Source organism: Streptomyces sp. NPDC059201 (assembly GCF_042754585.1).
Classification (GTDB): Bacteria; Actinomycetota; Actinomycetes; order Streptomycetales; family Streptomycetaceae; genus Streptomyces.
Window position 1 is genome coordinate 361,492 of the sequence record NZ_JBHZBB010000005.1, and the last position, 26,080, is coordinate 387,571.

Here is a 26,080-nt window from a genome sequence, read left to right on the forward strand (position 1 = left end):
GTCAGGGGCGGTCGAGGTAGGCGGTGAGGGCCGGGTCGGGGGAGTAGCGCGTCCCGGCGAAGCGGTGCAGGGTCTCGTCGAGGCGGCGGAGGGCCGGGCGGGGGTCCTCCGACGCGTCGAAATCGAGCCCCATGGCGCCCTGCCGCTCGCCCTTCCGGGCGAAGCCGGCGGGGGCGGTCATGCCCTCTTGGAGGGTGGCGACCAGCTGCCAGTGGCGCTCGCCCCGGGCGCCCTCCCTCGTGGGCCGGACGGTGACGTGGGCGACGTCCGGCCACGGCGAGGACCAGCGCCGGTCCTGGAACCGGCAGTGGAGGTGGAGGGCGGTCAGCTGGACGGTCCGCCGGACGGGCGGCGCACCGTTGGTGACGACGACCCCGAGCACGAAGGCGAGCAGGCCGATCGCCGCGGTGACGGCGGTGGCGGGCCAGGGCGCGAAGAAGGCGAGGACGATCGCGCCGGGCACGAGGGCGAGCCCGCCGAAGATCCCGAGGCAGCCCCCGCTCTCCGTCCGCCGGCTCGGCGCGTCCAGCAGACCCGCGCTCACCTCCACCGTCTCCCAGAGCCCCTCCGTCCTCGGGGCCTGCGCCGTCGCCGGGAACCGGGCCGTCTCTGGGACCGCGCGGTCGGCGGTACGGGGCCGGGCCTCGGGTGCCGGGGCGGGTGCCGGGGCGGGCGCCGGGGTGTCCGGGCTCAGCAGGTCCAGGACGCGGGAGGCGGACGGGCGCCTCTGCGGGGTCTTCTCCAGGCACGCGGCGATCAGGGGGCGCAGGCTCGGGGGCACCCGGTCCAGGTCCGGGGCGTCGTGGACGACGCGGTAGAGGAGCGCGGGGGCGGGGCCCTCGCCGAAGGGGGCGCGGGCGGTGGCGGCGTACGTCAGGACCGCGCCCAGGGCGAAGACGTCGGTCGGCGGGCCCACGGGTTCGCCCGTGGCCTGCTCCGGGCTCATGTAGCCGGGGGTGCCGACGACCAGGCCGGTGTCCGTGAGGGCCGTGGCGCCCTCGGCTGCCTTCGAGATGCCGAAGTCGATGACGCGCGGGCCCGTCCCGGTGACCAGGATGTTCGAGGGCTTCAGGTCGCGGTGGACCAGGCCGGCCCGGTGGACCGCCTCCAGGGCCTCGGCGAGACCGGCCGCCAGGGAGCGCAGCTCCGGCTCGGGGAGCGGGCCCCGGTCGCGTACGAGCACCGCCAGATCGGGCGCGTCGATGTAGTCGCTCGCCACCCAGGGGACGAGCCCCTCCGGGTCGGCGTCCACGATCGGCGCCGTCCAGAAGCCCCCGACCGTCCTGGCCGCCGCCACCTCGCGGCGGAACCGCTCCCGGAAGCCCGGGTCGGCGGCGATCTGGGGGCGGATCACCTTCACGGCGAGCCGCCGGCCGCTGCGGGACTCGGCGAGGAAGACCTGCCCCATCCCGCCCTCGCCGAGCCGCGCCGAGAGGCGGTACGGGCCGATCGACGCGGGATCGTCCGGCTGCAACTCCTGCACGGTGCCCCCGAATTCGTGTGCCTGGAGGGGTGATCCTTTCAGAGGGGAGCGGGCTCGGGCCAGTCCTGGACGGACCGCCGGGGGCGTGCCAGGAGTGACGGTTCCGTGGTGATTTCGTATTGAACAAGTTGGGGCGTATGCTCGGGGCAGCCACCCCGGTTCGCCTGTGTTCCCCCGTTTCAGGCGGACCGGGGTCCGGCATGTCCGGGCCTACTTCTCCAGGGCCGCGACGCCCGCCCGCGCGAACTTCTCGTCGAGGTCGCCCGAGGGCGCGCCCGCCACGCCGATGCCCGCGATCGGGGCGCCCTTCGCGGTGACCGGGGCGCCGCCGCCGAGGAAGAGCGTGCCGGGGATGTCCTTCAGGTTCGGCGCCTGGGCCAGACGGCCCGCGAGGACCGAGGTCGGGGCGTTCCAGGAGACGGCCGTGTACGCCTTCCGCTCCGCCGACTCGTAGGACTGCGGGCCCGCTCCGTCGCCGCGCAGGGTGACGACCGTGTTGCCGTTCCGGTCGACGACGGCGACGGTGATCCGCTGGTTCTCCGCCTCCGCAGCGTCGAGCGCCGCCCTGGCCGCCTTCGTCGCCGCCGCGACCGTCAGGTGGGTGGTGGAGGTCGTGTTCTTCTTCTCGGCCTCGGTGACGGTCGCCGCCGCGGGGGCGGCGGCCTTGTCACCGCTCGCGCTCGCGGAGTAGGCGCCGACACCGGCCAGGCCGAGGGCGACGATCGCGCCACCGGTCATCAGGCGGTTCCGGTGGGCCTTCTTCACGTGCTTCATAGGGCTTCCGCTCCACAGGTCGGGGGTGTCGGGGGGTGGGGTGTCGAGAGGGGGTGCCGGGTCGAAGACCGGCCGACGCCTCATCCTCCGGCCGGTCCCGGGCCGTGACGGTCGGCGCACCGGCTGCGGGGCGCGGGCGGATCGGTGGACGCCGGGGTCCACCGATCGGATGACCCCGGCGCCCCGTCCCGCGCGAACGGGGTTCTATGGTGGCGGCGCAGATCGCGCAGACCGCGCGGTCCCCCGCGGGGACGCGCCCCCGGCCCGGCGGCCAACCCGCCGGCAGGGTCACCCGCACGACTCGAACGAGGAGTTCCATGGACATCGCCGGCTCCGCCGCTCTCGTCACCGGCGCCGCTTCCGGCCTCGGCGCCGCCACCGCCGCCGCGCTCGCCGCCCGCGGCGCCACGGTCTACGGGCTCGACCTGGACAAGGCCGTCGCCGCCGCCGGGGAACTGCCCGAGGGCGTCCGCCTGATCGCCGCCGACGTCACCGACGAGGACCAGGTCCGCGCCGCGCTCGCGGAGATCGACGCCGACGGGGCCGAGCTGCGCCTCGCCGTCAACTGCGCCGGGATCGCGCCCTCCGCCCGCGTCCTGGGCCGCAAGGGCCCGCACGACCTCGACCTGTTCCGTGCCGTCGTGAACGTCAACCTGATCGGTACGTTCAACGTGATGCGGCTCGCCGCCGAGGCCATCGCCCGGCACGAGCCCGACGCGCACGGGCAGCGCGGACTCGTCGTCAACACCGCCTCCATCGCCGCCTTCGAGGGCCAGGTCGGGCAGATCGCCTACGCCGCCTCCAAGGCGGGCGTCGCCGGGATGACCATCACCGCCGCCCGCGACCTCGCCCAGTACGGCATCCGGGTCGTCACCGTCGCCCCCGGCATCGTCGACACACCGATGATGGCCGGCTTCAGCGAGGAGATCCGGGCCGGGCTCGCCGCCGGCGTGACCTTCCCGCAGCGCCTCGCCCAGCCGGAGGAGTACGCCCGCCTGGTCACCATGATCGCCGAGCACGACTACCTCAACGGCGAGACGATCCGGATGGACGGCGCCCTGCGGATGACCGCCCGCTGAGCCGGGCCCGTTGACGCGGGTCCCGCAGAAGAGCACTCGGTGCCGGAATTTTCCGGCACCGAGTGCCGCGCGCGGGCGTTCCGGATGTTAGGTTCGTGCCATGGCAGCAGCGGCGACGAACCACGCGAACCCCCCGAAGCCCGCGATGCGGGACTCCCTCATCGCCGCGGCCTTCCAGCTCTTCCTGGAGCGGGGCTACGAGCAGACCACCGTCGACGACATCGTCACCCTCGCCGGCGTCGGACGCCGCTCCTTCTTCCGCTACTTCCCGTCGAAGGAGGACGTGGTCTTCCCCGACCACGAGCAGTGCCTCGACGACATGACCCGCTTCCTCGCCGCCAGCGCCGACACCGACGACCCCATGGTCCGGGTCTGCGACGCCGCCCGCCTGGTCCTGCGGATGTACGCCGAGAACCCCACCTTCTCCGTCCAGCGCTACCGGCTCACCCGGGAGGTCGCCGGGCTGCGCACGTACGAGCTCTCCGTCGTCTGGCGGTACGAGAAGACCCTCGGCGACTACCTGAGGGCGCGCTGGTCCGACCGCAGGGACGGCACCCTGCGCGCCAACGTGGCCGCCGCGGCCGTCGTCGCCGCCCACAACCACGCCCTGCGGCACTGGCTGCGCTCGGGCGGCGAGGGCGATCCGCTGGACGAGGTCGACCGCGCCCTGGAGTTCGTCCGCGCCACCTGGAGCCCGGACGCGGCCGCGGGCACCGGCGGCGACGCCTCCGCCTCCGCCGAGGGGGCCGACGACGTGGTCGTCGTCATCACCAAGCGGTCCACGCCCATGTGGCGCGTGGTGCGCGAGGTCGAGTCGAGCCTCGGCGAGGGCTGAGGGGCCTCAGTATCTCAAATTGAGGGAACTCAGGTCTTTCTTTGCTGGCACTGAGTGCCATATCTTGGGGCTCCATGCATGCACGGTCGAGCCGCCGAGTGCGAGGAGAAGGCATCGTGTTCCACACGGGACTGAGGAACCCCGGCGCCGTCCGGACCGAGGAATCGGACGCCGGCACCGATCTCTACTTCCAGCGCTGCGCCTGGTGCCACACCACCACCTTCCAGCGCCTGCTCTGTCCGACCTGCGGGTCGACCGACCTGGCGCCGCAGCTCAGCGACGGCGAGGGCGTCATCACCGTGCGCCGCGCCCACACCGCCGCGGAGGCGGACCTCTGGCCGGTCCACATGGCCGAGGGCTTCGTGGTCCGCTGCCGGGTCGACGGGCCGCCGCACGCCGTGCGCCCGGGCGTCCGGGTCAAGCTCGCGAGCGCCGCGGACACCGGGCGCAGGCCGGTCGTCCGGCTCTGCGAGGAGGTCCCGCTGGACGGCTGGATCTGAGCCCGCGCGGACGAGGGCAGCACTGAAGGAGGGGGTGGCACTCTGTGCCACCCCCTCCTTCCGTGTCTTTCGGGTCATACGGTGTCAGCGCGCGCCGATCTCGTCGGTGAGCTGCGGCAGCACCTCGAAGAGGTCGCCGACCACGCCGTAGTCGACCAGGTCGAAGATCGGGGCCTCGGGGTCCTTGTTGACCGCGACGATCGTCTTCGACGTCTGCATGCCGGCCCGGTGCTGGATCGCGCCGGAGATGCCCGCCGCGACGTACAGCTGCGGCGAGACCTGCTTGCCGGTCTGGCCGACCTGGTTGGCGTGCGGGTACCAGCCGGCGTCCACGGCGGCGCGGGAGGCGCCGACGGCCGCGCCGAGCGAGTCGGCCAGCTTCTCCACGACGCCGAAGCCCTCGGCGGCGCCGACCCCGCGCCCGCCGGAGACGACGATGGCGGACTCGGTGAGCTCCGGGCGGCCGGTGGAGACGCGCGCGGTGCGGGAGACGACCTTCGCCGCGTTGCCGGTGAAGGCGACGGTGACGTCCTCGACCGTGCCGGCGGCCGGGGCGGCCTCCGGGGCGGCGGAGTTCGGCTTGACGGTGATGACCGGAACGCCGTGCGAGACGCGGGACTTCACCTGGTACGAGGCGGCGAAGACCGACTGCGTGGCGACCGGGCCCTCGTCGCCGGCCTCCAGCTCGACGGCGTCGGTGATGAGGCCGGAGCCGAGGCGGAGCGCGACGCGGGCCGCGATCTCCTTGCCCTCGCCGGAGGAGGTCACCAGGACGGCGGCCACCTCCTTCGCCTTCGCGATCTGGGTGAGCGCGTCGACCTTGGGCACGACGAGCCGGTCGGCGAACTCGGCGCCGTCCGCGACGTAGACGGTGGCCGCGCCGTACTCGGCGGCGGTGGCCGCGACGGACGCGGCGGCCTCGCCCGCGCCGAGCACGACGGCGGACGGCTCGCCCAGCCGGCGGGCCAGGGTGAGCAGTTCGAGGGCCGGCTTGCGGACCGCACCGTCGGCGTGGTCCACGAGAACCAGGATCTCAGCCATGATTCCTTGCTCCTGAGGTGGGGTGACGGACGGTCAGATGAACTTCTGGGAGGCGAGGAAGGCGGCCAGCTGCTTGCCGCCGTCACCGTCCTCGTTCGTGACGATCGTGCCCTGGGTGCGGGCCGGGCGGGCGTCCGCCGACTCGACCAGGGTCCAGGAGCCGGCCAGGCCGACCTCGTCCTCGTCGATGTCCAGGTCGTCGAGCTCCAGCTCCTCGACCGGCTTCTTCTTGGCGGCCATGATCCCCTTGAAGGAGGGGTAACGGGCCTCGCCGGACTGGTCGGTGACCGAGACGACGGCGGGCAGCGGGGCCTCGACGAGCTCGGTGGCGGCGTCGCCGTCCCGGCGGCCCTTCACGACGTCGCCCTCCACCGAGACCTCGGAGAGGAGCGTCGCCTGCGGCAGGTTCAGCCGCTCGGCGAGGAGGGCGGGCAGCACGCCCATGGTGCCGTCGGTCGAGGCCATGCCGCAGACGACCAGGTCGAAGCCGGTCTTCTCCAGCGCCTTGGCGAGGACGGCCGAGGTGGCGATGACGTCGGAGCCGTGGATGGCCTCGTCGTTGACGTGGACGGCCTTGTCGGCGCCCATCGACAGCGCCTTGCGGAGGGCGTCCTTGGCGTCGTCCGGGCCGACGGTGACGACGGTCACCTCGGCGTCGTCGGCGTTCTCGGAGATCCGCAGGGCCTGCTCGACCGCGTACTCGTCGAGCTCCGACAGCAGACCGTCGACCTCGTCGCGGTCCACGGTCAGGTCGTCGGCGAAACCGCGGTCGCCGGTCGCGTCGGGCACGTACTTCACACAGACAGCGATCCTCAGGGTCACGGCCTGTCTCCTTTCGACGAGGGGTGGGTTACGGGAGGTTGCGGGCCATGACGATGCGCTGGATCTGGTTGGTGCCTTCGTAGATCTGGGTGATCTTGGCGTCGCGCATCATGCGCTCGACGGGGTAGTCGCGGGTGTAGCCGTAGCCGCCGAGGAGCTGGACGGCGTCGATGGTGACCTCCATGGCGACGTCGGAGGCGTAGCACTTGGCGGCGGCGCCGAAGAAGGTGAGGTCGCTGTCGACGCGCTCGGACTTGGCGGCGGCGGCGTAGGTGAGCTGGCGGGCGGCCTCCAGCTTCATGGCCATGTCGGCGAGCATGAACTGCACGCCCTGGAAGTCGGCGATGGGCTTGCCGAACTGCTTGCGTTCCTTGACATAGCCCTTGGCGTAGTCGAGGGCGCCCTGGGCGATGCCGATGGCCTGGGCGGCGATGGTGACGCGGGTGTGGTCGAGGGTCTTCATGGCGGTGGCGAAGCCGGTGCCCTCGGCGCCGATCATGCGGTCGGCGGGGATGCGGACGTTGTCGAGGTAGACCTCGCGGGTCGGGGAGCCCTTGATGCCGAGCTTCTTCTCCGGGGCGCCGAAGGAGACGCCCTCGTCGGACTTCTCCACGACGAACGCGGAGATGCCCTTGGAGCGCTTGTCGGGGTCGGTGACGGCCATCACCGTGTAGTACTCGGAGACGCCGGCGTTGGTGATCCACCGCTTCACACCGTTGAGGATCCAGAAGTCGCCGTCGCGGACCGCGCGGGTCTTCATCCCGGCCGCGTCCGAACCGGCGTCCGGCTCGGACAGCGCGTAGGAGAACATCGCGTCACCGGCGGCGAGCGGCGCGAGGTACTTCGCCTTCAGCTCCTCGGAGCCGGACAGGATCACCGGGAGCGAGCCCAGCTTGTTCACCGCCGGGATCAGCGAGGACGAACCGCAGACGCGGGCGACCTCCTCGATCACGATCACCGTCGCCAGCGCGTCCGCGCCCGCGCCGCCGTAGGTCTCCGGGACGTGCACCGCGTGCAGGTCGTTCGCGACCAGCGCGTCCAGGGCCTCCTGCGGGAAACGCCCCTCCTCGTCCACCGCCGCCGCGAACGGAGCGATCTTCGCCTCCGCCAGCGCACGCACCGACTCCCGGAGCATCTCGTGCTCCTCGGAGGTCCGGTACAGGTCGAAGTCCTTGCCCATGGTCTTGAGCTCCCTGGAAATGCTGGTGGCACCGGAGGTCCCGGGCGCCGGGCTTGTGGCACCCGGAACCGTCTACGGCACCGCGTATGGCACTGAGTACCCTCAGCAAAACACACTCAGTGCCATGACGCCAGAGCGCCCCGACGGCGGACTGCCGTCGGGGCGCTCAATAAAACCAAGCGGTCGGTTATTCCTCACTCTCCGTATCCGCCGAGTCAGCCTCCTCGTGGCGCCTCCGGGACTCCTCGTACTCGGCCGCCAGCCGCTTCGCGCGCTCCTGGGACATGTCGAGTCCGGTCAGCACCGCCGGGGTGCTGATGCTGGGCAGCACGTGCTGGAGCAGCACGACCACGCGGTGTGTCAGATCGTTGCGATCGCAAACCACCTGGGACATGGTCTGGATCCCCGCGAACGCGCCGGAGAAGAGCTCCGCCGTGTCCAGCACGTTGACGTGGGGCAGGATCTCGCCCCGCGCCTTGGCGACCGTGAGGGCCTCCGCGACCTGGTCCACCCACGCCTGGAAGGGTGCCGTCCGGTCCACGCCGGAGGCACCGCTGTCCAGGGCGAGTGCCACGCTCGCCTGGACCAGCGAGTCGCTCTGGAGCCGGTGGGCGAGGAGGAAGCCCTGGTCCACCAGCTCCTGGAGCTTCACGTCCTGCGGGGTCAGGGGCTCGTCGAGCAGCTGGGCGCTCAGCACGCCGAGGGCGAGTTCTTCCTTGGAAGCAAAGTGGAAATACAGTGCCCCCTTGGTCACCCCGGCGCGCGCCAGGATCTCCCCGATCGTCGCCCGCTCGTAACCGCGCTCCGCGAAGACCGCCGCCGCCGAATCGAGGATGATCCGCCGGGTCCTGATCGCACGCGCTTGCTGCGCCAAAGCGCCTCCTGCTGTCTCGCTGTCCGTGCTCACCCTGTGACGTGAGGCATTGAAAAGAAAACCGGATTGTACGTATTCTACGCGCGGCCTAGCTTGGTGAAGCTCGATGGGTGATGCAAGGGGAGTCATGAACCGGAACCTTCAAGGACTGTCAACTCCCGTCCCCGGAGAGTTCGTTCACCGTGCCGATCCCGCCGACATCCTTCCCACCGGTTGGACCCGCGTCGCGGAGAACCGATTCTCCGTGACGGCGAGCTGGCCCGCCGACCACCCCTACTTCGTACCTCAGAAGGGCGACCTGCACGACCCGCTGCTCGTCGCCGAGACCATGCGTCAGGCGACCATGCTGGTCTGCCACGCGGAATTCGGGGTACCCGCCGACGATCAGTTCGTCATGTGGGACCTCTCGTACGGCGCCGAGGCGGGGGAACTGGCCCGCGACGGAAGACCGGCGGAGATCACCGTCGACCTCCTCTGCTCGGACATACGTACCCGGGGGCGCGGACTGCGCGAGATGCGCACCGCCCTCGTCCTGCAACGCGACGGCCGCCGGATCGCCTCCGGCGGCGGCGGCATCAACTGCACCTCCGCCCCCGCCTACCGCAGGATGCGCGGCGCCAGGCTCGCCGCTGCGGACACCCCCGTCCCGCTGCTGCCCGCCCTGCCCCCGGGCACCGTCGGCCGCGACCGGGAGAAGGACGTCGTCCTCGCCCCCGGCGACACCCCGGACCGCTGGCTGCTGCGGGTGGACACCACCCACCCCACCCTCTTCCGCCGCGCCAACGACCACGTCCCCGGCATGCTCCTGCTGGAGGCCGCCCGTCAGGCCGCCGTGGCCGCCACCGGCGACCCCGGGCTGCTGCCCGTCGGACTCGACGCCCGCTTCCACCGCTACGTGGAGCTGGACGAGCCCTGCTGGATCGAGGCCGAGGTCCTCACCGGCCTCGGGCGGAACGCCGTCACCGTCCAGGTCCTGGCCCACCAGGGCGGCGCCGCCGTCCTCGACTGCACCCTCACCTCGCCGGTGCGCGTCCCCGTCGCGGCCCCGCCCACCGCCGCCGTCCTCGGCGCCGGCTGACCGCCCGCCCGCCGCCGTACCACCCCCACCCGTACCACCCCGCACCCGCACCGACCGGAAGAACCCATGGGAACCCGCCTCCTCGTCACCGGCGCCACCGGCTTCATCGGCGGCCGGGTCGCCGCCGCGGCCGCCGCGCACCCCGACCTCGACCATGTGCGCCTGCTCGTCCGGCGCCCGGACGCGGCCGACGCCGCCTACGCGGCGTACGCCGACGGGGGACACGCGGGACGGGTCGCCGGACCCGTCGTCGAGACCGTCCGCGGCGACCTCCGCGACGCCGGGGCCCTGCGCCGGGCCTGCGACGGCATCGACGCCGTCGTGCACTGCGCGTCCGCGATCGGCGGCGAGGAGGAGCTGCTGCGCTCCGTCAACGACCACGGCACCCGGGACCTCGTCGAGGCCGCCACGGCCGCCGGAGTCGGGCGGATCGTCGCCCTGAGCACCGCCTCCGTGCACGGTCGGGGCCCCTTCCGGGCCGCCGCCCCCGACAGCCTCCCGCTCGCCCCCGGGTCGGTGACCAGCCGCACCCGGGCCGCCGGGGAGCGGTACGTCCTGGACGCGGGCGGCACCGTCCTGCGGCCGCACCTGGTCTACGGGACGGGGGACCGGCAGGTCGTCCCCGGGCTCCTGAAGCTGCTCGCCGCGCTGCCGGGGCCCCTCGCCGACAACGGCTCGCTCCACTCCCTCGTCGAGGTGGAGAGCCTGGCGGGCGCCCTGCTGGGCGCCGCGCTCTCCCCGGCCACCCGGCCCGGCGCGTACTGCCTGGCCCATCCCGACCCGGTCTCCGACGCCGAACTGCTCGCCGCCGTCGCCCCGCTGCTGCCCGAGCCGGTGCGGGCCGCCCGGGGCCCCGCGGTAGAGCTCGCCGAGGCCCGCGCGCTGCTCGCCGGGAACCCGGTCGCCGCCCACCACCTGGAAATCTTCGGCGTCGACCACTGGTTCGCCGACGAGCGCCCCTGGACGGACTTCGGACGCGGCCCCGGCCCCGCCTTCACCGCCGCCTTCCCCCGCCACCTGCCCTGGTACCGGCAGCTGCTCGCCCCCCGCGACTGAGCTCCCCCGAGGCCCGCTCCGTACCACCCCGCACACATCCCCACCGCACGAGGCAGGACGCACCCCATGGCCCGACTGGCAGGCAGGACCGCGATCGTCACCGGAGCGAGCCGGGGCATCGGGCGGGGGATCGCCGAGCGGCTCGGCCGCGACGGCGCCCTCGTCGCCGTCCACTACGGCAGCGACACGGCCGCCGCCGCCGCGACCGTGGCGGCCGTCGAGGAGGAGGGCGGCCGGGCCTTCGCCTTCCGCGCCGAGCTGGACCGCCCCGACGCCGTCGACACCTTCTACGCCGCCCTGGACGCGGGGCTCGCCGGGGCCGGCGCAGGACCGGAGATCGACATCCTGGTCAACAACGCGGGCGCCAGCGGCTCCGGCCGGCTCCACCAGCTCACCCCCGAGGTCTTCGACCGGCTCTTCGCGGTCAACGTGAAGGCGCCGCTCTTCCTCGTCCAGCGCGGCGCCGACCGCTTCCGCGAGGGCGGCCGGATCGTCAACATCTCCTCGCTGACCTCCCGGAACGCCTACCCGGAGTCCGTCACCTACGCCATGACCAAGGGCGCCGTCGACACCATGACCCTGGCCCTGGCCAAGGAGCTGGGCCCGCGCGGGATCACCGTCAACACGGTCGCCCCCGGCTTCGTCGCCACCGACATGAACGCCCGTCACCGGGCCACCCCCGAGGCCGCCGCGGCCCTCGCCGCGCGCGCGGCCCTCGGCCGGATCGGGACCCCGGAGGACATCGCGGACGTCGTCGCCTTCCTCGCCTCCGACGACGCCCGCTGGATCACCGGCCAGTACCTGGAGGCCGGCGGCGGAACCGGGCTGTGAGACACGGCGGGTCGCCCCCGGCCTGATCAGGCCGCCCCGTCGAGCGGTACGGCGGCCGACAGGACGGTGCCCTCGCCGGGGGCCGACTCGACGGTGAGGGTGCCGCCGAGCTGACGGGCCCGGGTGCGGATGGCCGGAAGGCCGTGCCCGCGCACGCCGCCGTCCTCGCGGACGGCCGCCGGGTCGAAGCCCCGGCCGTCGTCGGCGACGTCGAGGACGACCTGGTCGTCGAGGTAGGTGAGGGTGAGCGCGGCGGTACGGGCGTCCGCGTGCTCCCGTACGTTCGCCAGCGCGCCCTGCGCGATCCGCAGCAGCGCCGACTGGACCCGGTCGGGCAGCCGGCGGGCCGGGACGCCCTCGATGTGGCAGCGGACGGTGAGCCCGTCCGTGGACTCCCGGCGGGCCAGGGTGCGCAGGGCCTCGCCCAGACCGCCGCCCCCGGCGAGGTCGGCGGGGGCGAGGTCGTGGACGAAGCGGCGGGCCTCGGTGAGGTTGTGCTCGGCGATCGCCCCGGCGGCGCGCACGTGCCGGTGGGCCGTCTCCGGGTCCGACCGCCAGGTGCGGTCGGCGGCCTGGAGCAGCATCCGCTGGCTCGAAAGCCCCTGGGCGAGGGAGTCGTGGATCTCCATGGAGAGCCGCTGCCGCTCGGCGAGGGTGCCCTCGCGCCGCTCCGTCGCGGCCAGTTCGCGCCGGGTGCGGACGAGGTCCGCGATGAGCTCGCGCTGCCGCTCGGACTGCCGGTCCATGCGGACGAAGACGGCGACGCAGATCGCGGCGATGGCGGGCGGGGCGAGCAGGATGTCGAACTCGAAGCGGCCCGCCAGCCGCAGCTGCGCGGTCACCGAGACCACCGTGAGCAGACCGATGTAGCCGGCGGCGACCGGCGGGCGCAGATTGCGCAGCCCGAGGTAGAAGAGCGGGATCGAGCACCAGGCGAAGCTCGGGGCCAGGAAGACGAGCGCGATCCAGGCGACCGAGCAGGCGCCGAGCCAGAGGTGGCGGCGGGCCCGGTCGGTGGCGAGCGCGGGCTCGGCCACGTAAAGGACCGCGAGGACGGCGGCGAGGGAGACCACCCAGGGGGCGATCCCCTCGCCGGTGTGCCGCATCAGGAAGCGGGTCAGCGAGGAGCCGAGCAGCAGGAAGAAGCCCACGTGGAGCAGGACCCGGAACCAGCGGGCCTCGTCGTCCGCCGCCCGCGCGGCCCCCTCGGGGCCCGCCCCCGCCTCCGTACCGTCCCACCGCGCCATGCCGTGCCGTCCCTCTCCGCCCGCTGATCGGATGAACGGAGCAAACCTCTCATATCGGCGACATCGGGTGTGCCTGGGGGAGAGGGTCCTAGCCGACGTGGACGTGCGGACGGCGGTCCCGGTCGGGCTCCGCCTCGCGCAGCACCTCGCGGGTGACGGGGGCTATCTCGCCCTCGCCGAGGAGGAAGAAGCGGAGGAAGTTGGCGAAGGGGTTGCCCTCGGTCCACTCGAAGTAGATGTGCGGGCGGGTGCCGGTGAGGTCGCGGGAGTGCAGCAGGAGCGCGGCGAGGGCGTTGGGGACGGAGGACGACTCGACCGTGAGGACCCGGTAGCGGTCGTGCAGGACCTCGCCCCTCACCGTCAGCCCGGCCTCGAACTCGGACGGGTCGGTGATGGTCACCTCCACGAAGACGAAGTCGTCGGTGGTCGGGAGGTCGTTGTCGGCGCGTATCTGCTCGATCTTGTCCCGGTACTCCGCCCGGTCCCGCCGGTCCGGCTCGTTGGCGATGAACCGGGGCGTGCGGTGCGCGATGTCCCGGACGAAGAGCGCGGCCGTCTGGTCCAGCTCGACATGGGTGACGCGCAGCTCGAAGGCGCGGCCGAGGCGGGAGAGGAAGGAGATGAGGATGATGCCGGCGATGAAGCAGGCGCCGATCTTCACACCGTCCGGGCGCTCGATGACGTTGAGCACGGTGGTGTAGAGGAAGACGGCGGAGATGACGCCGAAGCCGATCGTCCAACCGCGCTGGCGGGCCTTGCGCGCCGCGATGGTCACGGCGATGGACGCCGAGCAGATCAGGACGAGGACACCCGTCGCGTACGCCCCGCCCTGCGCGTCCACGTCCGCGTCGAAGATCCAGGTGACGAGGAACGCGACCAGGGTGAAGACGATCACCATGGGGCGGACGGCGCGCGCCCAGTGCGGTGCCATGCCGTACTTGGGCAGGTAGCGGGGCATCAGGTTGAGCAGACCGGCCATCGCGGAGGCGCCCGCGAACCAGAGGATCGCGATCGTCGACACGTCGTAGACGGTGCCGAAGGTGTTGCCCAGGTACTCGTGGGCGAGATACGCGAGGGCGCGCCCGTTCGCCTTGCCGCCGGACTCGAACTCCTCGTGCGGGATGAGCACGGTCGTGATGAAGCTGGTGCAGATGAGGAAGACGCTCATGATCAGCGCGGCGGTCGTCAGGAGCTTCTTGGTGTCGCGGATCCGGCCGGCGGGCTTCTCCTCGGTGTCGCCGGGGTCGCCCTTGACGTGCGGCATGACGGCGACGCCCGTCTCGAAGCCGGAGAGGCCCAGCGCGAGCTTCGGGAAGACGAGGAGGGCGACGCCGATCATCGCGAAGACGTTGCCGTGCTCCTGGGTCAGGGCGGCGGACCAGTCGGTCACCACGTGCCCCTCGGTGAGCACCTTCCACAGACCGGTGACCACGACGACGGCGTTGAGCGCCAGATAGGCGCCGACGAGGGCGACGGCGACGCCGATCGCCTCCAGGAAGCCCTTCAGGAAGACCGCGCCGAGCAGCGCGATCATGATCATGGTGATGAGGACCTGCTTGTCGTGGAGCGCCGACTCCAGGTGCGGGTTCTCCACGAGGTGGGTGGAGGCGTCGGCCGCCGACAGCGTGATGGTGATGAGGAAGTCGGTCGCCGCGAAGCCCAGCAGGGTCAGGACGAACAGCTTGCCCTTCCAGAACGAAAGCAGCCGCGACAGCATCGCGATCGAGCCCTCGCCGTGCGGCGACTCCTCCGCCACGCGCCGGTAGACCGGCAGCGCGCCCGCCAGCGTCACGAGGACGAGGACGATGGTCGCGATGGGGGAGAGGAGCCCGGCGGCGAGCGCGGCGATGCCGGGCTGGTAGCCGAGGGTCGAGAAGTAGTCGACGCCGGTCAGGCACATCACCCGGTACCAGGGCTGCCCCCGGTGCCCGGCGTCCGGCGCCGGTGCCTTCGGCCGGGAGGGTTTGCCCTTGCCCATGTCGGACAGGCCCTCCAGCATCCACGCGCGCAGCCTGCTCGTGCGCGTGTCGTTCGCGGTGGACATGGGTGCTCCCGGGCTGCCTGATGAGGGGTGGGTTCCGGCCCGCCGACCGACGGGCCGGGTCAGCCTAAGCAGCACGTGGAGCGCCGATCCCCGCCAGAGCGTCAGGGAACCGTCAAGATCCCTGATGGGGGCGTCGTGTCGGTCACACCAGGGTCGGACCCGACCCCTGCCCCTCCGCTACAGCCAGCCGTTGCGGCGGAAGCCCCGGTGGATGACGAAGCAGGCCACCGCGATCACTCCGATCACCGTCGGATAGCCGTAGGTCCAGCGCAGCTCCGGCATGTGGTCGAAGTTCATGCCGTACATCCCGCACACCATCGTCGGCACCGCGACGATCGCCGCCCAGGCGGTGATCTTCCGCATGTCCTCGTTCTGCGCGACGGTCACCTGTGCCAGGTGCGCCTGGAGCACCGAGTCGAGCAGGGCGTCGTACGAGGCGATCTGCTCGGTGACGCGGGCGAGGTGGTCGCTGACGTCCCGGAAGTACGCCCGGATGTCCGGGTCGATCAGCGGCATCGGCCGGGTGGCCAGCGCCGTCAGCGGGCGGGAGAGCGGGGCGACGGCCCGGCGCAGTTCGAGCAGCTCCCGCTTGAGCTGGTAGATCCGCCCCGCGTCGAGGCGGCCCGCCTGGTCGGAGAAGACCGCGTTCTCGATCGCGTCGAGGTCGGTCTGCACGGCGTCCGCGACGGCGAGGTAGTCGTCCACCACGTGGTCCGCCATGGCGTGCAGGACGGCGGAGGGGCCCTTGGCCAGCTGCTCGGGCAGCGCCTCCAGGGCCTCGCGCAGCGGCCCGAGGGAGCCGTGCCCGCCGTGCCGGATGGTGATGACGAAGTCGGGCCCGATGAAGGCCATCAGCTCGCCGGTGTCCACCACCTCGCTGGTGGCGGTCAGCTCCTCGTGCTCGACGTACCGGACGGTCTTCAGGACGGCGAACAGCACGCCGTCGTACTCCTCGACCTTGGGCCGCTGATGGGCGTGGACGGCGTCCTCGACGGCCAGCGGGTGCAGTCCGAAGAGCTCGGCCAGCACCGTCAGCTCCTTCTCCGCCGGCTCGTGCAGGCCGATCCACACGAAGCCGTCGCCGCCCCGGCGGACGTGCCGCAGCGCGTCCTCGGTGCTCGCCCCCCGCACCGTCCGGCGCACCCCGTCGACGTACACGACGCAGTTCACGACCGCGCTGCCGAGCGGCGAGCGGGCCGGGTGGCTCAGGTCCACCGTCCGCCGGTAGGTCCGGCGGACGGCGGTGCGCAGGCGCTGGATGACGGACACGGCGGGTACTCCTTCGGCAGACCGGGGGCCAGTGTGCCATCGCCCGGGGTGCCTGATCAGCCCCCCGCCGGGGGAGTGCCGAGGACGCGGTCGAGGTACGGGTTGGTCAGCACGCCGGTCGGGTCCAGGGCGTCCCGGAGGGCCACGAAGTCGTCGAACCGCCCGTAGCGCGGGCCCAGCTCCTCCGCGCCGAGGTCGTGCATCTTGCCCCAGTGCGGCCGGCCGCCGTAGGCGCCGAGGATCGCCTGGCAGGCGTCGAAGTACCGGCGGTACGGCATCCGGTGGTACTGGTGGAAGGCGATGTAGCAGCTCTCCCGGCCCTCGGCGGTGGAGAGCCAGATGTCGTCGGCGGCCGTGAAGCGGACCTCCAGCGGGAACGACACCGGCTCCCCGTGCGTGTCCACCCACGTACGGAGCTCCCGCAGCGCCTCGGCCGCGTGCGCGCGCGGGATCGCGAACTCACCCTCGTGGAACCGGACATCGCGCACTGAGGCGAAGATCCGGTACGCGTGGTCGGTCCAGCTCCGGGAGGACATCGCGCGCGCGGCGAAGCGGGTGATCGGCGGCACCAGGCGCGGCACGCGGGTGCCGAGCCGGTTCAGGGCCTCGAAGCCGGGGCCGCTCACGGCCTCGTCCAGCCGCCGGGAGAACGCGCCGATGGGGGAGAGGGGCGTGTCGCCGGGGAGCCGGCGGAAGCGGCGGGTGAGCGTGGTCTCGCTGTGCGGGAACCAGAAGAACTCGAAGTGGTCGTTCTCCTCGACCAGTTCGTCGATCCGGCCGAGGGTCTCCGCCACCGGCATCGACGCGTCCCGGGCGTGCAGGGCGTACAGCGGGACGGTCTGGAGGGTGACCTTGGTGATGATCCCGAGCGCGCCGAGGCCGACCCGGGCCGCCGCGAAGAGCTCCGGCCGCTCGGTCGCCGAACAGACCGTCACCGAGCCGTCGGCCAGGACGAGTTCGAGCGCGCGGACCTGCGTGGCGATGCCGCCGAAGCGGATGCCCGAGCCGTGGGTGCCGGTGGAGATCGCGCCGGAGACCGTCTGCCGGTCGATGTCGCCCATGTTCTCCAGGGCGAGGCCGTGCGAGGCGAGCAGCGGGTTCAGCTTCCACAGCGGCATGCCCGCGCCGACGGTGACGAGCCCGGTCCGCGCGTCCACCCCGTCCACCGCGTCGAGCCGGTCGAGGCGGAGCTGCACGTCGGGGGCGACGGCGACGCCGCTGAAGGAGTGCCCCGAGCCGACCGCCTTGACCCGCAGCCCGTCCCGTACCGCGTCCCGCACGGCGGCGGCGACCTCCTCGGTGCTCGCCGGGCGCACCACCCGCCGGGGGCGGGCCTCCTCGTTCCCGGCCCAGTTGCGCCAGACGTCGTCGTTCTCGCTGCCGCTCATGCCGGGCGTTCCCTTCGGGCCGGAGGGCCGGGCCGGGGGTCCGGCCGGACGGTGGCGGGTTACCGCCGGTTCTCGTTGTCCGGAAGGGTGGACTTGGTCAACCGTCCAAGTCAAGGGTCCCGGAGCCTTGACTTGGACGGACGACCAAGAGACGGTGACGGCGTCGCCACCCGGTCCGTCGCCATCCGGTCCGTCGCCCCCCGGTCCGTCGGCCGCCGGTCCGTCGGCCGCCCGCTCCGCCGTCACCCGGTCCCCGTAGAGGTCACGAAAGGCCGCCGCCATGGCAAGTGCCCGCACCGACTCCGAAGCCGCCGTGTCCGCCCCGCGCCCCGCGGGCTTCGCCGACCTGGAGAAGGCGACCGCCGGGCTCCAGCCGCCCTTCGCCGTCGTCGACCTCGGCGCGCTGCGCGCCAACGCGGCGCAGATGGCCCGCCGCGCCGGCGGCAAACCGATCCGCCTCGCCAGCAAGTCGCTCCGCTGCCGCGCCCTCATCGGCGAGGCCCTGGCCCACCCCGGCTTCTCCGGGATCCTCGCCTTCACCCTCCCCGAGGCCCTCTGGCTCGCCTCCCACGACCCCGCAGCGGACGTCCTCGTCGGCTACCCCACCGCCGACACCGACGCGCTCCGCCGCCTCGCCGCCGACGAGGACGCCGCCGCCCGGGTCACCGTCATGGTCGACTCGCCCGAGCAGCTCGACCTCCTCGCCGCCGCGATCGGCCCCTCCGGCCCGCCGGTGCGGGTCTGCCTCGACCTCGACGCCTCCCTCCGCCTGCTCGGCGGCCGGGTCCACCTCGGCATGCGCCGCTCGCCGCTCCACGCGCCGGGACAGGCCGCGGCGCTGGCCCGCGCCGTCGTGGCCCGCCCGCGCCTGCGGCTGGTCGGCGTGATGGCGTACGAGGGGCAGATCGCCGGCGTCGGCGACGACCAGCCGACCCAGGGCCGCCCGATGCGCGCCGCCGTCCGCGTGGTCCAGCGGCTCTCCGCCCGCGAGCTGCGCGCCCGCCGCGCCGCCGTCGTCCGCGCGGTACGGGACGTGGCCCCGCTGGAGTTCGTCAACGGCGGCGGGACCGGCAGCCTGGAGGCCACCTCCGCCGAGCCCGCCGTCACCGAGCTCGGCGCCGGCTCCGGGCTCTACGCCCCCGCCCTCTTCGACCACTACCGGGGCTTCAGCCCGCTCCCCGCCGCGTACTTCGCGCTCGCCGTCGTCCGCCGCCCCGCCCCCGGCCACGTCACCGTCCTCGGCGGCGGCTGGACCGCCTCCGGCGCCGCCGGCCCCGACCGGCTGCCCGTCCCCGTCCACCCGGCGGGCCTGGCCATGCTCGGCTCCGAGGGCGCGGGCGAGGTGCAGACCCCGCTGACCGGACCCGCCGCCGACACCCTCCGCCTCGGCGACCGCGTCTGGTTCCGGCACGCCAAGGCGGGCGAGCTGTGCGAACGCGTCGACACCCTCCACCTCGTCGAGCACGACCGGATCGTCGACGCCGTTCCCACCTACCGGGGCGAGGGCATGGCCTTCCTGTAAGCGATGCCCCCCGCGCCCCCTGCGGTACGTTGTCCCGCCCCGCCCCGCCCCGCCCCGTCCCTTCCGAGGAGCCCGCCCCATGCCCCGACTCTCCGCCGCCGAGCGCCGCGAGCAGCTGGCGGAGGCGGCGATCCGGGTCATGATCCGCGAGGGGGTCGCCGACACCACCACCCGGGCCGTGGTCGCCGAGGCGGGGGTACCGCTCGGCGCCTTCCACTACTGCTTCCGCTCCAAGGAGGAGCTGTTCCAGACCGTCATCGAGCGGATCATGGAGCGGAACCTCCCCCCGGCCGACCTCGCGCACCCCGAGGGCGCCACGCCCTTCGAGAAGGTCCGCGCGATCCTCCACGCCTACTGGGAGCAGGTCCTGGCCCGCCCGGCCGAGCACCTGGTCACGTACGAGGTCACCCAGTACGCGCTCCGCCGCCCCGGCCTCGCCGACCTGGCCCGCCGCCAGTACCGGCACTACCTGGACGTGAACCGCGCCCACCTGGAGTCGATGGCGCGGGCGGCCGGCCTCGCCTGGACCGTGGACCTGGCGGTCCTCGCCCGCCACGGCCTCGGCGTCCTCGACGGCCTCACCCTCACCTGGCTCGTCGACCGCGACGACGCGCAGGCGCTGGCCGCGCTGGACGAGTACGCCCGCTACCTCGCCTCGGTCGCCGAGCCGCTTCCCCCTGGGGGAGCCGAGGCGTAACGCCGCTCCCAGCCGCTCCCTCCACGTGCGAGCCCTCCCGAACCGTGGCAGTTTGTCCGGTAATTCCGGTCATGCGGCGCGGCGAGGAGGGCGGACATGGGCGAGCGCTCGGTGCCGACGGCGGAGGAGGCGCGGCGGACCGCCGCCGAGGCGTGGATCTGGGGATACCCGCTCCTGGCCGCCTACCGCACCCTGTACGCCCACGCGATCGACCCGTACGACCCCCGCTCCGTCGGCGGCTTCGGCCGCTTCCGGCACGACGCGGAGCCGTCCGGCCCGGCCGTATCGGACGCCGCCCCGCCCGACCACGACACCGCCCGCTCCTGGGCCTGGCTCGACCTGCGGGCCGAACCCTGGGTGCTGTCCGTCCCCGCCACCGACCGCTACTTCGTCCTGCCGGTGCAGGACCTCGACACCGTCCACGCCGGTTTCGTCGGGGCGCGCGCCACCGGCCCGGAGGCGGGGGACTTCCTGATTGCCGGTCCCGGCTGGACGGGCACCGTCCCGGACGGTGTCGCCGGTGTCCTCCACACTGCCACCCACCTCGTCGGCATCCCCGGCCGCACCTACCTCGCCGGACCCGACGACGTCCCGGCCCTGCGCGCGGTCCAGCAGCGGTACCGGCTGCGCCCGCTCTCCGCGTACACCGACACCGCCGCCCCGCACCCGGCGGAGGAGCCGCTCTGGCCGGTCCTGCGGGAGGAGGAGACCGACACCGTCGAGTTCTTCACCCTCCTCGACTTCCTCCTCGGCTTCTTCCCCGCCCTCGACACCGACCGCGACCTGCGTGGGTGGCTCGCCGCCCTCGGCGTCGACGGAGGCGGCGCGTTCGAACCCGCCGCGCTCGCCCCCGGGCTCCGCGCCGCCCTCGAAGCGGGCATCGCCGACGGGCGCGCCCGGCTCACCGAGGCGGTCGCCGCCCGCACCCACGCAGCCCCGCTCCACGGCACCCGCGCCGAGCTCGGCACGGAGCCGTTGCGCCGCGCGATCGGCGCCCACGAGGGCCTCTACGGACTTCCCGCGGCGGAGATGTGGTGCGGCGACGTGCGGTTCGACCCGGCCGGTGACGGCCTGCCGGACGGCTCCCGGCACGCGTACGCGCTCCGCTTCGGCCCCGGACAGCTCCCGCCCGCCCGCTTCTTCTGGTCGGCCTCCCTGTACGGGTACGGGAACGCGATCGGCGACCGCACGCCGGGGGTCCTCTACGACGACGACGGCGGACTCACCCTGTACGTCGCCCACCGGCGCCCCGCCGACCCGAAGCGCGCGGCCAACTGGCTGCCCGCCCCGGCCGGTCCGTTCGCCGTCGTGGTCAGGCTCTACGGCCCCGACCCCTCGGTCCTCGACGGGCGCTGGACGCTGCCCCCGCTCACGGTCGACGACGGGACGGACGTCTGACGCGCCCCGGCGAAGGGGCGGGGTCAGCGGTCTCCGGCCGGGGCCGGCGTCTCCTTGACCGTGTAGGTGGCCGCCGGCTCGCGGCGGGCGTCGTCGGCCTTCATCTCCCGTGCCTCGGCCTTGAGGATCCGGGACGCCTTGCCGGCGTTGCGGGCCAGCTCCGGCAGCTTCCGCGCGCCGACCACGAGGGCGACGACGACCAGCAGGATCGCGATCTCGCTCAGACCGAACATGGGGTGACTCTCCTGGCGGGGACGGGACGGGGCTCCGACCCGCGTCAATCTACAGGGACGTAGAAGGACCGGGTAGGGTCGCCCCCCGAACGATGAACGGCACCCGGGTGGACCGGACGAGCGGCCGGGAACCGGAAGGTGGACGACGGATGAAGAAGCGGGACGCCGAGGGGGCGGAGCCCGCCGGGGCCGCCGGAGCCGCGCGCCGGCGCGGCCAGGGCGAGCTGGAGGTCCAGGTTCTCGCGGCGGTCCGCGCCGCCGGACGGCCGGTCACCGCGGGGCTTGTACGGGAGAGCCTCGGCGGCGGACTCGCGTACACCACCGTCATCACCATCCTCACCCGCCTCCACGCCAAGGGGGCCGTGGCCCGCGAACGCGCCGGGCGCTCCTTCGAGTGGACCGCCGTCGCCGACGAGGCCGGGCTCGCCGCCCTCCGCATGCGCAGGCTCCTCGACGGCGAGGGCGACCGCGAGGCCGTCCTCACCCGCTTCGTCACCACCCTCCCCGCCTCCGACGAACAGCTCCTGAGGGAACTCCTGGCCCGCGCCGAAGCGGAGGACGCAGCGGAGGACGAGCCGGGGGACACAGCGGAGGACGAGCCGCACCGTGGGCCGGGGGAGGCGGGCTGACGCCGTGGGAGTCTTCGTCTTCCTGCCGCTCGTGCTGCCGCTGACCGCGTGGCCCGTCGCGCGCCTGGCCGAGCACCACCTCCACCCGCGCACGGCGACCCGGCTGCTCACCGCAGTCGCCGCCGTCCTCGCCGTGTGCAGCACGCTCTGCCTCGCGCTCCTCATGGTCGTCGGCACCGCCCAGCTCCCCGGCAACCCGCTCCCGGACGCCTGGTCGGACCCGGAGGTGCGCGCCGCGCTGCCGTACGACGAGATCGCGGGCCGGGCGGCGATCCCCGCCCTCCTCGCGCTGGTCGCGGTCTGCGGCCGGGTGCTGCTGCGCCACCGCCGCGTCCGCCGGCGGGCCGCCCGCGCGCTCGCCGGGCTGCCGGACACCCCGGTCGCGGTGCTGCCGGACCCGGCGCCGTACGCGTACGCCCTCCCGGCCGCGGCGCGCGGCTCCCGGGGGCGGGTCGTGGTCAGCCGGGGCATGCTCGCCCGGCTGGGCCCCGCCGAGCGGCGGGCCCTCTTCGCCCACGAGCGGGCCCATCTGACGGGCCGGCACGACCGGCTGCTGCTCGTCGCCCGGCTGGCCGCGGCGGCCAACCCGTTCCTGCGCCCGCTGCGTACGGCCGTCGTCTACTCCGCCGAGCGCTGGGCGGACGAGGAGGCGGCGGTACGGGTCGGCAGCCGGCGCGTGGTGGCGCGGGCCATCGGGCGCGCGGCCCTCGCCTCCGGCGGCGCGGGCGGCCCCGCGACCCTGCCGGCCTTCGCCGTCGCCGGGCCGGTGCCCCGGCGGGTCGCCGCCCTCCTCGCGCCGCCGCCCCCGGCCCCGCGCGCCTGGCCGCCGGTCTTCACGGCCGTCGGCCTCGCCCTCTGGGGCGCGGTCGTCGGCGTCGCCGTCTCGGCCCTCTCCTCGGCCAACTCCGCGGTGACCCTCTACGCGATCCTCAAGGCCGCGACGCCTCTGTAGGAAGCGGGCACCCCGAACCGGGTCCGGGCGGCGGGAAAACCAGTGGGGGGAGCGCGAGGCGGCTGTTAGGGTCGGCCGCATGTGCTCCGTCATCCAGAACTTCCGGGCGATCCGGCTCCGTTCCGCGCGCTGACCGCGGTTCCGGCCCTTCCCGCACGCGCACGCGCCCCTTCCGGGTCCGTGCCCGTGCCGCTCACCCGTGCGCTGTCGCGCCCGCCGGTCCCGAGGTCCACGCGTCCACCGTTACGCCCTCAGGATGACGAGGATCCTTCCCATGCGCATCGACGCGCTTCCCACGTTCGTGTTCGTGCACGGCGGCTCCAGCAACGCCCGTGCCTGGACCCCCCTCCGCAACGAGCTGGCCCTGCGCGGCCACCGCTCGTACGCGGTCGACCTGCCCGGCCACGGCGACTCGGCCACCGGGCCCGCCGCCTTCCACCGGCCGACCCAGGACCGTACGGCCCTGACCCGCGAGGACTCCCCGATGCACGGGGTCACCCTCGCCGACAACGTCGAGCACGTCGTCGGCGTGGTGCGGCGGCTCGCGGACCACGGCCCGGTCGTCCTCGCCGCCAACAGCCTCGGCGGCCTCACCCTCACCGGCGTCGTCAACGCCGTCCCCGAACTCGTCGACCGGGCGGTCTACCTGTCGGCGCTCTGCCTCGCCGACCCCGCGATGGTCTCCGAGCCGTGGGACGTCGTCGACGAGAACCTGCTCGACGCGGCCGCGGCCCTCATCGCCGTCCCGTACGACGCGCCCGGCCGCGACCCCGGCGTCGCCCGTCTCGACTGGCGCCGCGCCCACACCGACCCGGAGGTCTTCGCCGCGCTGAAGGCCGCCATCATGGCCGACGCGTCCGACGCCCTCTTCCGGCACTTCCTCGACTCCATGGACGCGGACGAGAACTACGCCGTCCTCGAAGCGGGCGCGGTGATCCGGCCCGAGGCGTGGCGCCAGGTGCCCCACACCTACGTCCGCCTCTCCGCCGACCAGGGCCTCACCCCGGCCGTGCAGGACCACATGATCCGCAAGGCGGACGCACTCACCCCCGACCACCCCTTCGACGTGCACACCCTGCCCACCTCGCACGTCGGGTACGTGAGCCGGCCCGAGCTCTTCGCCGATCTCCTGGCCCGTCTGGCCTGATACGGCCCCCGGTGGCCGCCGTACCCCCACGGCGGTCACCGGGGCGCTCGGCGGGGTCACCCGTTGGTGTGCACTCTGGCCACGCGCCGGGGGCGTACGCCTCCTGTGTGGTCCGGAGCGGGCGCGCCGGGTACCTAGACTCCGCGCCCATGTCGCTCTGGCTGCTCAACCACTTCAGCTCCTTCACCCTGGCCGTGATCCTCGTCGGCGGGACCGTCGCGTTCGCCGTCGCGGGCAGCGTGCTGCTCCGCCGCCGCCATCCCTCGCTCGCCGACGGGGAACACAACGACATGGTCGGCGTGACCCTCGGCATGTTCGGCGCGATCTACGGGATCATCCTCGCCTTCGTCATCGTCACCCTCTGGACCCAGTTGGAGAGCACCCAGACGATCGTCGCCGCCGAGGCCACCGACGTCGCCCTCATCGCCCGGGACGCCGCCGCCTTCCCGCCGCCCGTCCGCGCCGGCCTCGACGCGGCCCTGAGCGACTACGTCCACGCCGTCGTGGAGCACCAGTGGCCCCTGATGCGGGAGGGGCGGCCGCAGTACGGCGCCACCGAGCGCAGCCTCGTCGCCGCCTTCGACGTGCTCCAGGCGTACGACCCGAAGACCGCGCGCGAGGAGGTCTTCTACGAGGAGGCCGTCGCGCACCTCAACGACGTGGCCGCGCAGCGCCGCGCCCGGATCACCATGGCGGAGCAGGAACTGCCGCCGCTGCTCCAGGTCCTGGCCTTCGGCGGCGCGCTCGTCCTCGTCCCGCTGACCTTCCTGTACGGGATGCGGCGGCTGCGGATCCAGGTGCTGTTCGTCGCCTCGGTCGCCGCGCTGATCGGCTTCAGCCTGCTGCTGGTGCTCGTCCTCGACCGGCCCTTCGCCGGCGAGCTGAGCGTCAGCCCCGCCCCCTACCAGGAGGGCGCGCTCGCCCGCTACTGGACCGAGTGAGCCGCCCGCGCCGGGCCGGTGCCACGCCGGGCCGCCCCGTCCGGGTGCCGCCGAGTGGCCGGGGGGCCGTCCGTGCCGTCTCATGGCGGGGAGACCGGCGAGGCAGGGGCGGGGGACGGGATGGAGTGGAAGACCCGGGCGCGGGACCTCCGGGACGGCGCCGAGCGGCGCTTCCCGGTCCTGACCGAGCTGACCGAACGGGTCATGGACAGCCGCCTCCTCGACGCCGGCACCCGCCTCGCCGCGCAGGCGTTCCTCGCCGCCGTCCCGCTCCTCTTCGCCCTCGCCGCCTTCGCGCCCGCGTCCGTGCGCGACCAGCTCCGCGAGTCCCTGCGCGTCATGTTCGGCCTCACCGGCCCCTCCGACCAGGAGCTCCAGCAGGTCTTCGACCGGACCACCGCCGACGGGCTGCGGGAGACCACCGGGGTCGTCGGCGCCCTGATCGCCCTGATCTCCGCCACGAGCTTCAGCCGCGCCATGGCCCGCGTCTGCGAACGCGCCTGGGGCCTGCCGAAGGCGGGCACCCGGATCGCCGCCTGGCGGTGGGCGGTCTGGCTGCTCGCCCTGCTCCTCGTCGTCCTCCTCCAGGCGCCGATCCGCGACGGCTTCGGCGCCGGCGGCTGGCTCGGCCTCCCCCTCTTCTTCCTCCTCGCCACCGGCGTCTGGCTCTGGACCCAGCACCTCCTGCTCGCCAAGCGGGTCCCCTGGCTGCCGCTGCTGCCCGGCGCCCTCCTCGGCGCCACCGCCTCCACCGCCCTCGGCGTCACCGCCCGCTTCTACATGCCCGGCGCCCTCAACCGCGCCCTCGCCGAGTACGGCTCCCTCGGCCTGGTCCTCACCCTCCTGTCCTGGCTCATCGTCGTCTGCGCCGCCCTGACCTTCGCCTTCACCATCGGAGCCGTACTCGCCCGCGAACCCACCCTCAGCCGCAAGCTGGGCACCGACCGCATCCTCCCGGCGAACGCCGTCCCCGACACCGGCCCCTGACCCACCCGACGGGTGAGCGCGCGCCCTGACCGGCCCAACCCGGGGCCGCGCGAGTGGTGGGCCGTCCGCCGCG

Annotated in this window: 25 protein-coding genes; 14 read left to right on the forward strand and 11 right to left on the reverse strand. The window is 73.9% G+C overall.

What is annotated here, in order from left to right; genetic code table 11:
- Window position 1 precedes the first annotated feature (1 nt).
- Together ACFXMG_RS19660 and ACFXMG_RS19665 are read right to left on the reverse strand one after the other, a co-directional pair.
- Window positions 2-1,483 (reverse strand): serine/threonine-protein kinase, encoded by a 1,482-nt coding sequence (locus ACFXMG_RS19660; RefSeq protein ID WP_383829119.1) that lies wholly within the window; start codon window positions 1,481-1,483, stop codon window positions 2-4.
- A 210-nt stretch (window positions 1,484-1,693) separates the two neighbouring features.
- Window positions 1,694-2,257: a heme-binding protein gene (locus ACFXMG_RS19665; protein ID WP_384119919.1), complete on the reverse strand. Its 564-nt coding sequence runs from the start codon at window positions 2,255-2,257 to the stop codon at window positions 1,694-1,696.
- A gap of 317 nt (window positions 2,258-2,574) precedes the next feature.
- Between ACFXMG_RS19665 and ACFXMG_RS19670 the strand changes: the two genes are divergently transcribed.
- From ACFXMG_RS19670 to ACFXMG_RS19680, 3 genes are all read left to right on the forward strand, one after another.
- Window positions 2,575-3,336, forward strand: a complete 762-nt coding sequence (locus ACFXMG_RS19670) for an SDR family NAD(P)-dependent oxidoreductase (RefSeq protein ID WP_383829123.1) — start codon at window positions 2,575-2,577, stop codon at window positions 3,334-3,336.
- Window positions 3,337-3,436: 100 nt separating this feature from the next.
- Window positions 3,437-4,171 (forward strand): TetR/AcrR family transcriptional regulator, encoded by a 735-nt coding sequence (locus tag ACFXMG_RS19675; protein WP_383829125.1) that lies wholly within the window; start codon window positions 3,437-3,439, stop codon window positions 4,169-4,171.
- Between the two features lie 116 nt (window positions 4,172-4,287).
- Complete coding sequence (locus ACFXMG_RS19680; RefSeq protein ID WP_383829128.1) at window positions 4,288-4,671, forward strand: Zn-ribbon domain-containing OB-fold protein; 384 nt, start codon at window positions 4,288-4,290, stop codon at window positions 4,669-4,671.
- A gap of 84 nt (window positions 4,672-4,755) precedes the next feature.
- Here ACFXMG_RS19680 and ACFXMG_RS19685 read toward each other — a convergent pair whose 3' ends face one another.
- From ACFXMG_RS19685 to ACFXMG_RS19700, 4 genes are all read right to left on the reverse strand, one after another.
- On the reverse strand, window positions 4,756-5,712 hold the full coding sequence (locus ACFXMG_RS19685) for an electron transfer flavoprotein subunit alpha/FixB family protein (RefSeq protein WP_383829131.1): 957 nt from the start codon (window positions 5,710-5,712) through the stop codon (window positions 4,756-4,758).
- Window positions 5,713-5,745: 33 nt separating this feature from the next.
- The gene (locus ACFXMG_RS19690; RefSeq protein WP_383829133.1) at window positions 5,746-6,534 is read right to left on the reverse strand and encodes an electron transfer flavoprotein subunit beta/FixA family protein; all 789 of its coding nucleotides are present in this window, start codon (window positions 6,532-6,534) and stop codon (window positions 5,746-5,748) included.
- Window positions 6,535-6,562: 28 nt separating this feature from the next.
- A complete protein-coding gene (locus ACFXMG_RS19695) occupies window positions 6,563-7,714 on the reverse strand; it encodes an acyl-CoA dehydrogenase family protein (RefSeq protein WP_383829136.1) in 1,152 nt (383 codons plus the stop codon).
- A 187-nt stretch (window positions 7,715-7,901) separates the two neighbouring features.
- Window positions 7,902-8,588, reverse strand: a complete 687-nt coding sequence (locus ACFXMG_RS19700; protein ID WP_383829139.1) for a ScbR family autoregulator-binding transcription factor — start codon at window positions 8,586-8,588, stop codon at window positions 7,902-7,904.
- A 127-nt stretch (window positions 8,589-8,715) separates the two neighbouring features.
- On the opposite strand from ACFXMG_RS19700, the gene ACFXMG_RS19705 reads away from it, so the two are divergent.
- From ACFXMG_RS19705 to ACFXMG_RS19715, 3 genes are all read left to right on the forward strand, one after another.
- The gene (locus tag ACFXMG_RS19705; protein WP_383829142.1) at window positions 8,716-9,666 is read left to right on the forward strand and encodes a ScbA/BarX family gamma-butyrolactone biosynthesis protein; all 951 of its coding nucleotides are present in this window, start codon (window positions 8,716-8,718) and stop codon (window positions 9,664-9,666) included.
- A gap of 66 nt (window positions 9,667-9,732) precedes the next feature.
- Window positions 9,733-10,722, forward strand: coding sequence for an NAD-dependent epimerase/dehydratase family protein (locus ACFXMG_RS19710; RefSeq protein WP_383829145.1), 990 nt, complete (start codon window positions 9,733-9,735; stop codon window positions 10,720-10,722).
- Window positions 10,723-10,788: 66 nt separating this feature from the next.
- A complete protein-coding gene (locus ACFXMG_RS19715) occupies window positions 10,789-11,553 on the forward strand; it encodes an SDR family NAD(P)-dependent oxidoreductase (RefSeq protein WP_383829148.1) in 765 nt (254 codons plus the stop codon).
- A gap of 26 nt (window positions 11,554-11,579) precedes the next feature.
- Here ACFXMG_RS19715 and ACFXMG_RS19720 read toward each other — a convergent pair whose 3' ends face one another.
- From ACFXMG_RS19720 to ACFXMG_RS19735, 4 genes are all read right to left on the reverse strand, one after another.
- Window positions 11,580-12,800: a sensor histidine kinase gene (locus ACFXMG_RS19720; RefSeq protein WP_383829151.1), complete on the reverse strand. Its 1,221-nt coding sequence runs from the start codon at window positions 12,798-12,800 to the stop codon at window positions 11,580-11,582.
- Window positions 12,801-12,888: 88 nt separating this feature from the next.
- A complete protein-coding gene (locus tag ACFXMG_RS19725; RefSeq protein ID WP_383829154.1) occupies window positions 12,889-14,844 on the reverse strand; it encodes an amino acid transporter in 1,956 nt (651 codons plus the stop codon).
- Window positions 14,845-15,021: 177 nt separating this feature from the next.
- Window positions 15,022-16,113: a magnesium/cobalt transporter CorA gene (corA, locus tag ACFXMG_RS19730; protein ID WP_383829157.1), complete on the reverse strand. Its 1,092-nt coding sequence runs from the start codon at window positions 16,111-16,113 to the stop codon at window positions 15,022-15,024.
- Window positions 16,114-16,169: 56 nt separating this feature from the next.
- On the reverse strand, window positions 16,170-17,501 hold the full coding sequence (locus tag ACFXMG_RS19735; RefSeq protein WP_383829160.1) for a D-arabinono-1,4-lactone oxidase: 1,332 nt from the start codon (window positions 17,499-17,501) through the stop codon (window positions 16,170-16,172).
- Between the two features lie 280 nt (window positions 17,502-17,781).
- Here ACFXMG_RS19735 and ACFXMG_RS19740 point away from each other — a divergent pair, with 280 nt between their 5' ends.
- The 3 genes from ACFXMG_RS19740 (at window position 17,782) to ACFXMG_RS19750 (ending at window position 21,118) form a co-directional block, all read left to right on the forward strand.
- Window positions 17,782-19,023 (forward strand): amino acid deaminase/aldolase, encoded by a 1,242-nt coding sequence (locus ACFXMG_RS19740; RefSeq protein WP_383829163.1) that lies wholly within the window; start codon window positions 17,782-17,784, stop codon window positions 19,021-19,023.
- A gap of 79 nt (window positions 19,024-19,102) precedes the next feature.
- The gene (locus tag ACFXMG_RS19745; RefSeq protein WP_383829166.1) at window positions 19,103-19,720 is read left to right on the forward strand and encodes a TetR/AcrR family transcriptional regulator; all 618 of its coding nucleotides are present in this window, start codon (window positions 19,103-19,105) and stop codon (window positions 19,718-19,720) included.
- A 96-nt stretch (window positions 19,721-19,816) separates the two neighbouring features.
- A complete protein-coding gene (locus tag ACFXMG_RS19750; RefSeq protein WP_383829169.1) occupies window positions 19,817-21,118 on the forward strand; it encodes a DUF1254 domain-containing protein in 1,302 nt (433 codons plus the stop codon).
- Window positions 21,119-21,141: 23 nt separating this feature from the next.
- On the opposite strand, the gene ACFXMG_RS19755 is transcribed toward ACFXMG_RS19750, so the two are convergent.
- A complete protein-coding gene (locus ACFXMG_RS19755; RefSeq protein ID WP_383829172.1) occupies window positions 21,142-21,351 on the reverse strand; it encodes a twin-arginine translocase TatA/TatE family subunit in 210 nt (69 codons plus the stop codon).
- Between the two features lie 149 nt (window positions 21,352-21,500).
- On the opposite strand from ACFXMG_RS19755, the gene ACFXMG_RS19760 reads away from it, so the two are divergent.
- The 5 genes from ACFXMG_RS19760 (at window position 21,501) to ACFXMG_RS19780 (ending at window position 26,007) form a co-directional block, all read left to right on the forward strand.
- Window positions 21,501-21,980: a BlaI/MecI/CopY family transcriptional regulator gene (locus ACFXMG_RS19760; RefSeq protein ID WP_383829174.1), complete on the forward strand. Its 480-nt coding sequence runs from the start codon at window positions 21,501-21,503 to the stop codon at window positions 21,978-21,980.
- Window positions 21,981-21,984: 4 nt separating this feature from the next.
- Window positions 21,985-22,932 carry a M48 family metalloprotease gene (locus tag ACFXMG_RS19765; RefSeq protein WP_384119922.1) on the forward strand — a complete coding sequence of 316 codons (948 nt, stop codon included), beginning with the start codon at window positions 21,985-21,987 and terminating at the stop codon, window positions 22,930-22,932.
- A gap of 274 nt (window positions 22,933-23,206) precedes the next feature.
- Window positions 23,207-24,079: an alpha/beta hydrolase gene (locus tag ACFXMG_RS19770; protein WP_383821997.1), complete on the forward strand. Its 873-nt coding sequence runs from the start codon at window positions 23,207-23,209 to the stop codon at window positions 24,077-24,079.
- A gap of 149 nt (window positions 24,080-24,228) precedes the next feature.
- Window positions 24,229-25,020 (forward strand): DUF4239 domain-containing protein, encoded by a 792-nt coding sequence (locus ACFXMG_RS19775; protein ID WP_383821999.1) that lies wholly within the window; start codon window positions 24,229-24,231, stop codon window positions 25,018-25,020.
- Window positions 25,021-25,140: 120 nt separating this feature from the next.
- On the forward strand, window positions 25,141-26,007 hold the full coding sequence (locus ACFXMG_RS19780) for a YhjD/YihY/BrkB family envelope integrity protein (protein ID WP_383822002.1): 867 nt from the start codon (window positions 25,141-25,143) through the stop codon (window positions 26,005-26,007).
- Window positions 26,008-26,080: the final 73 nt, after the last annotated feature.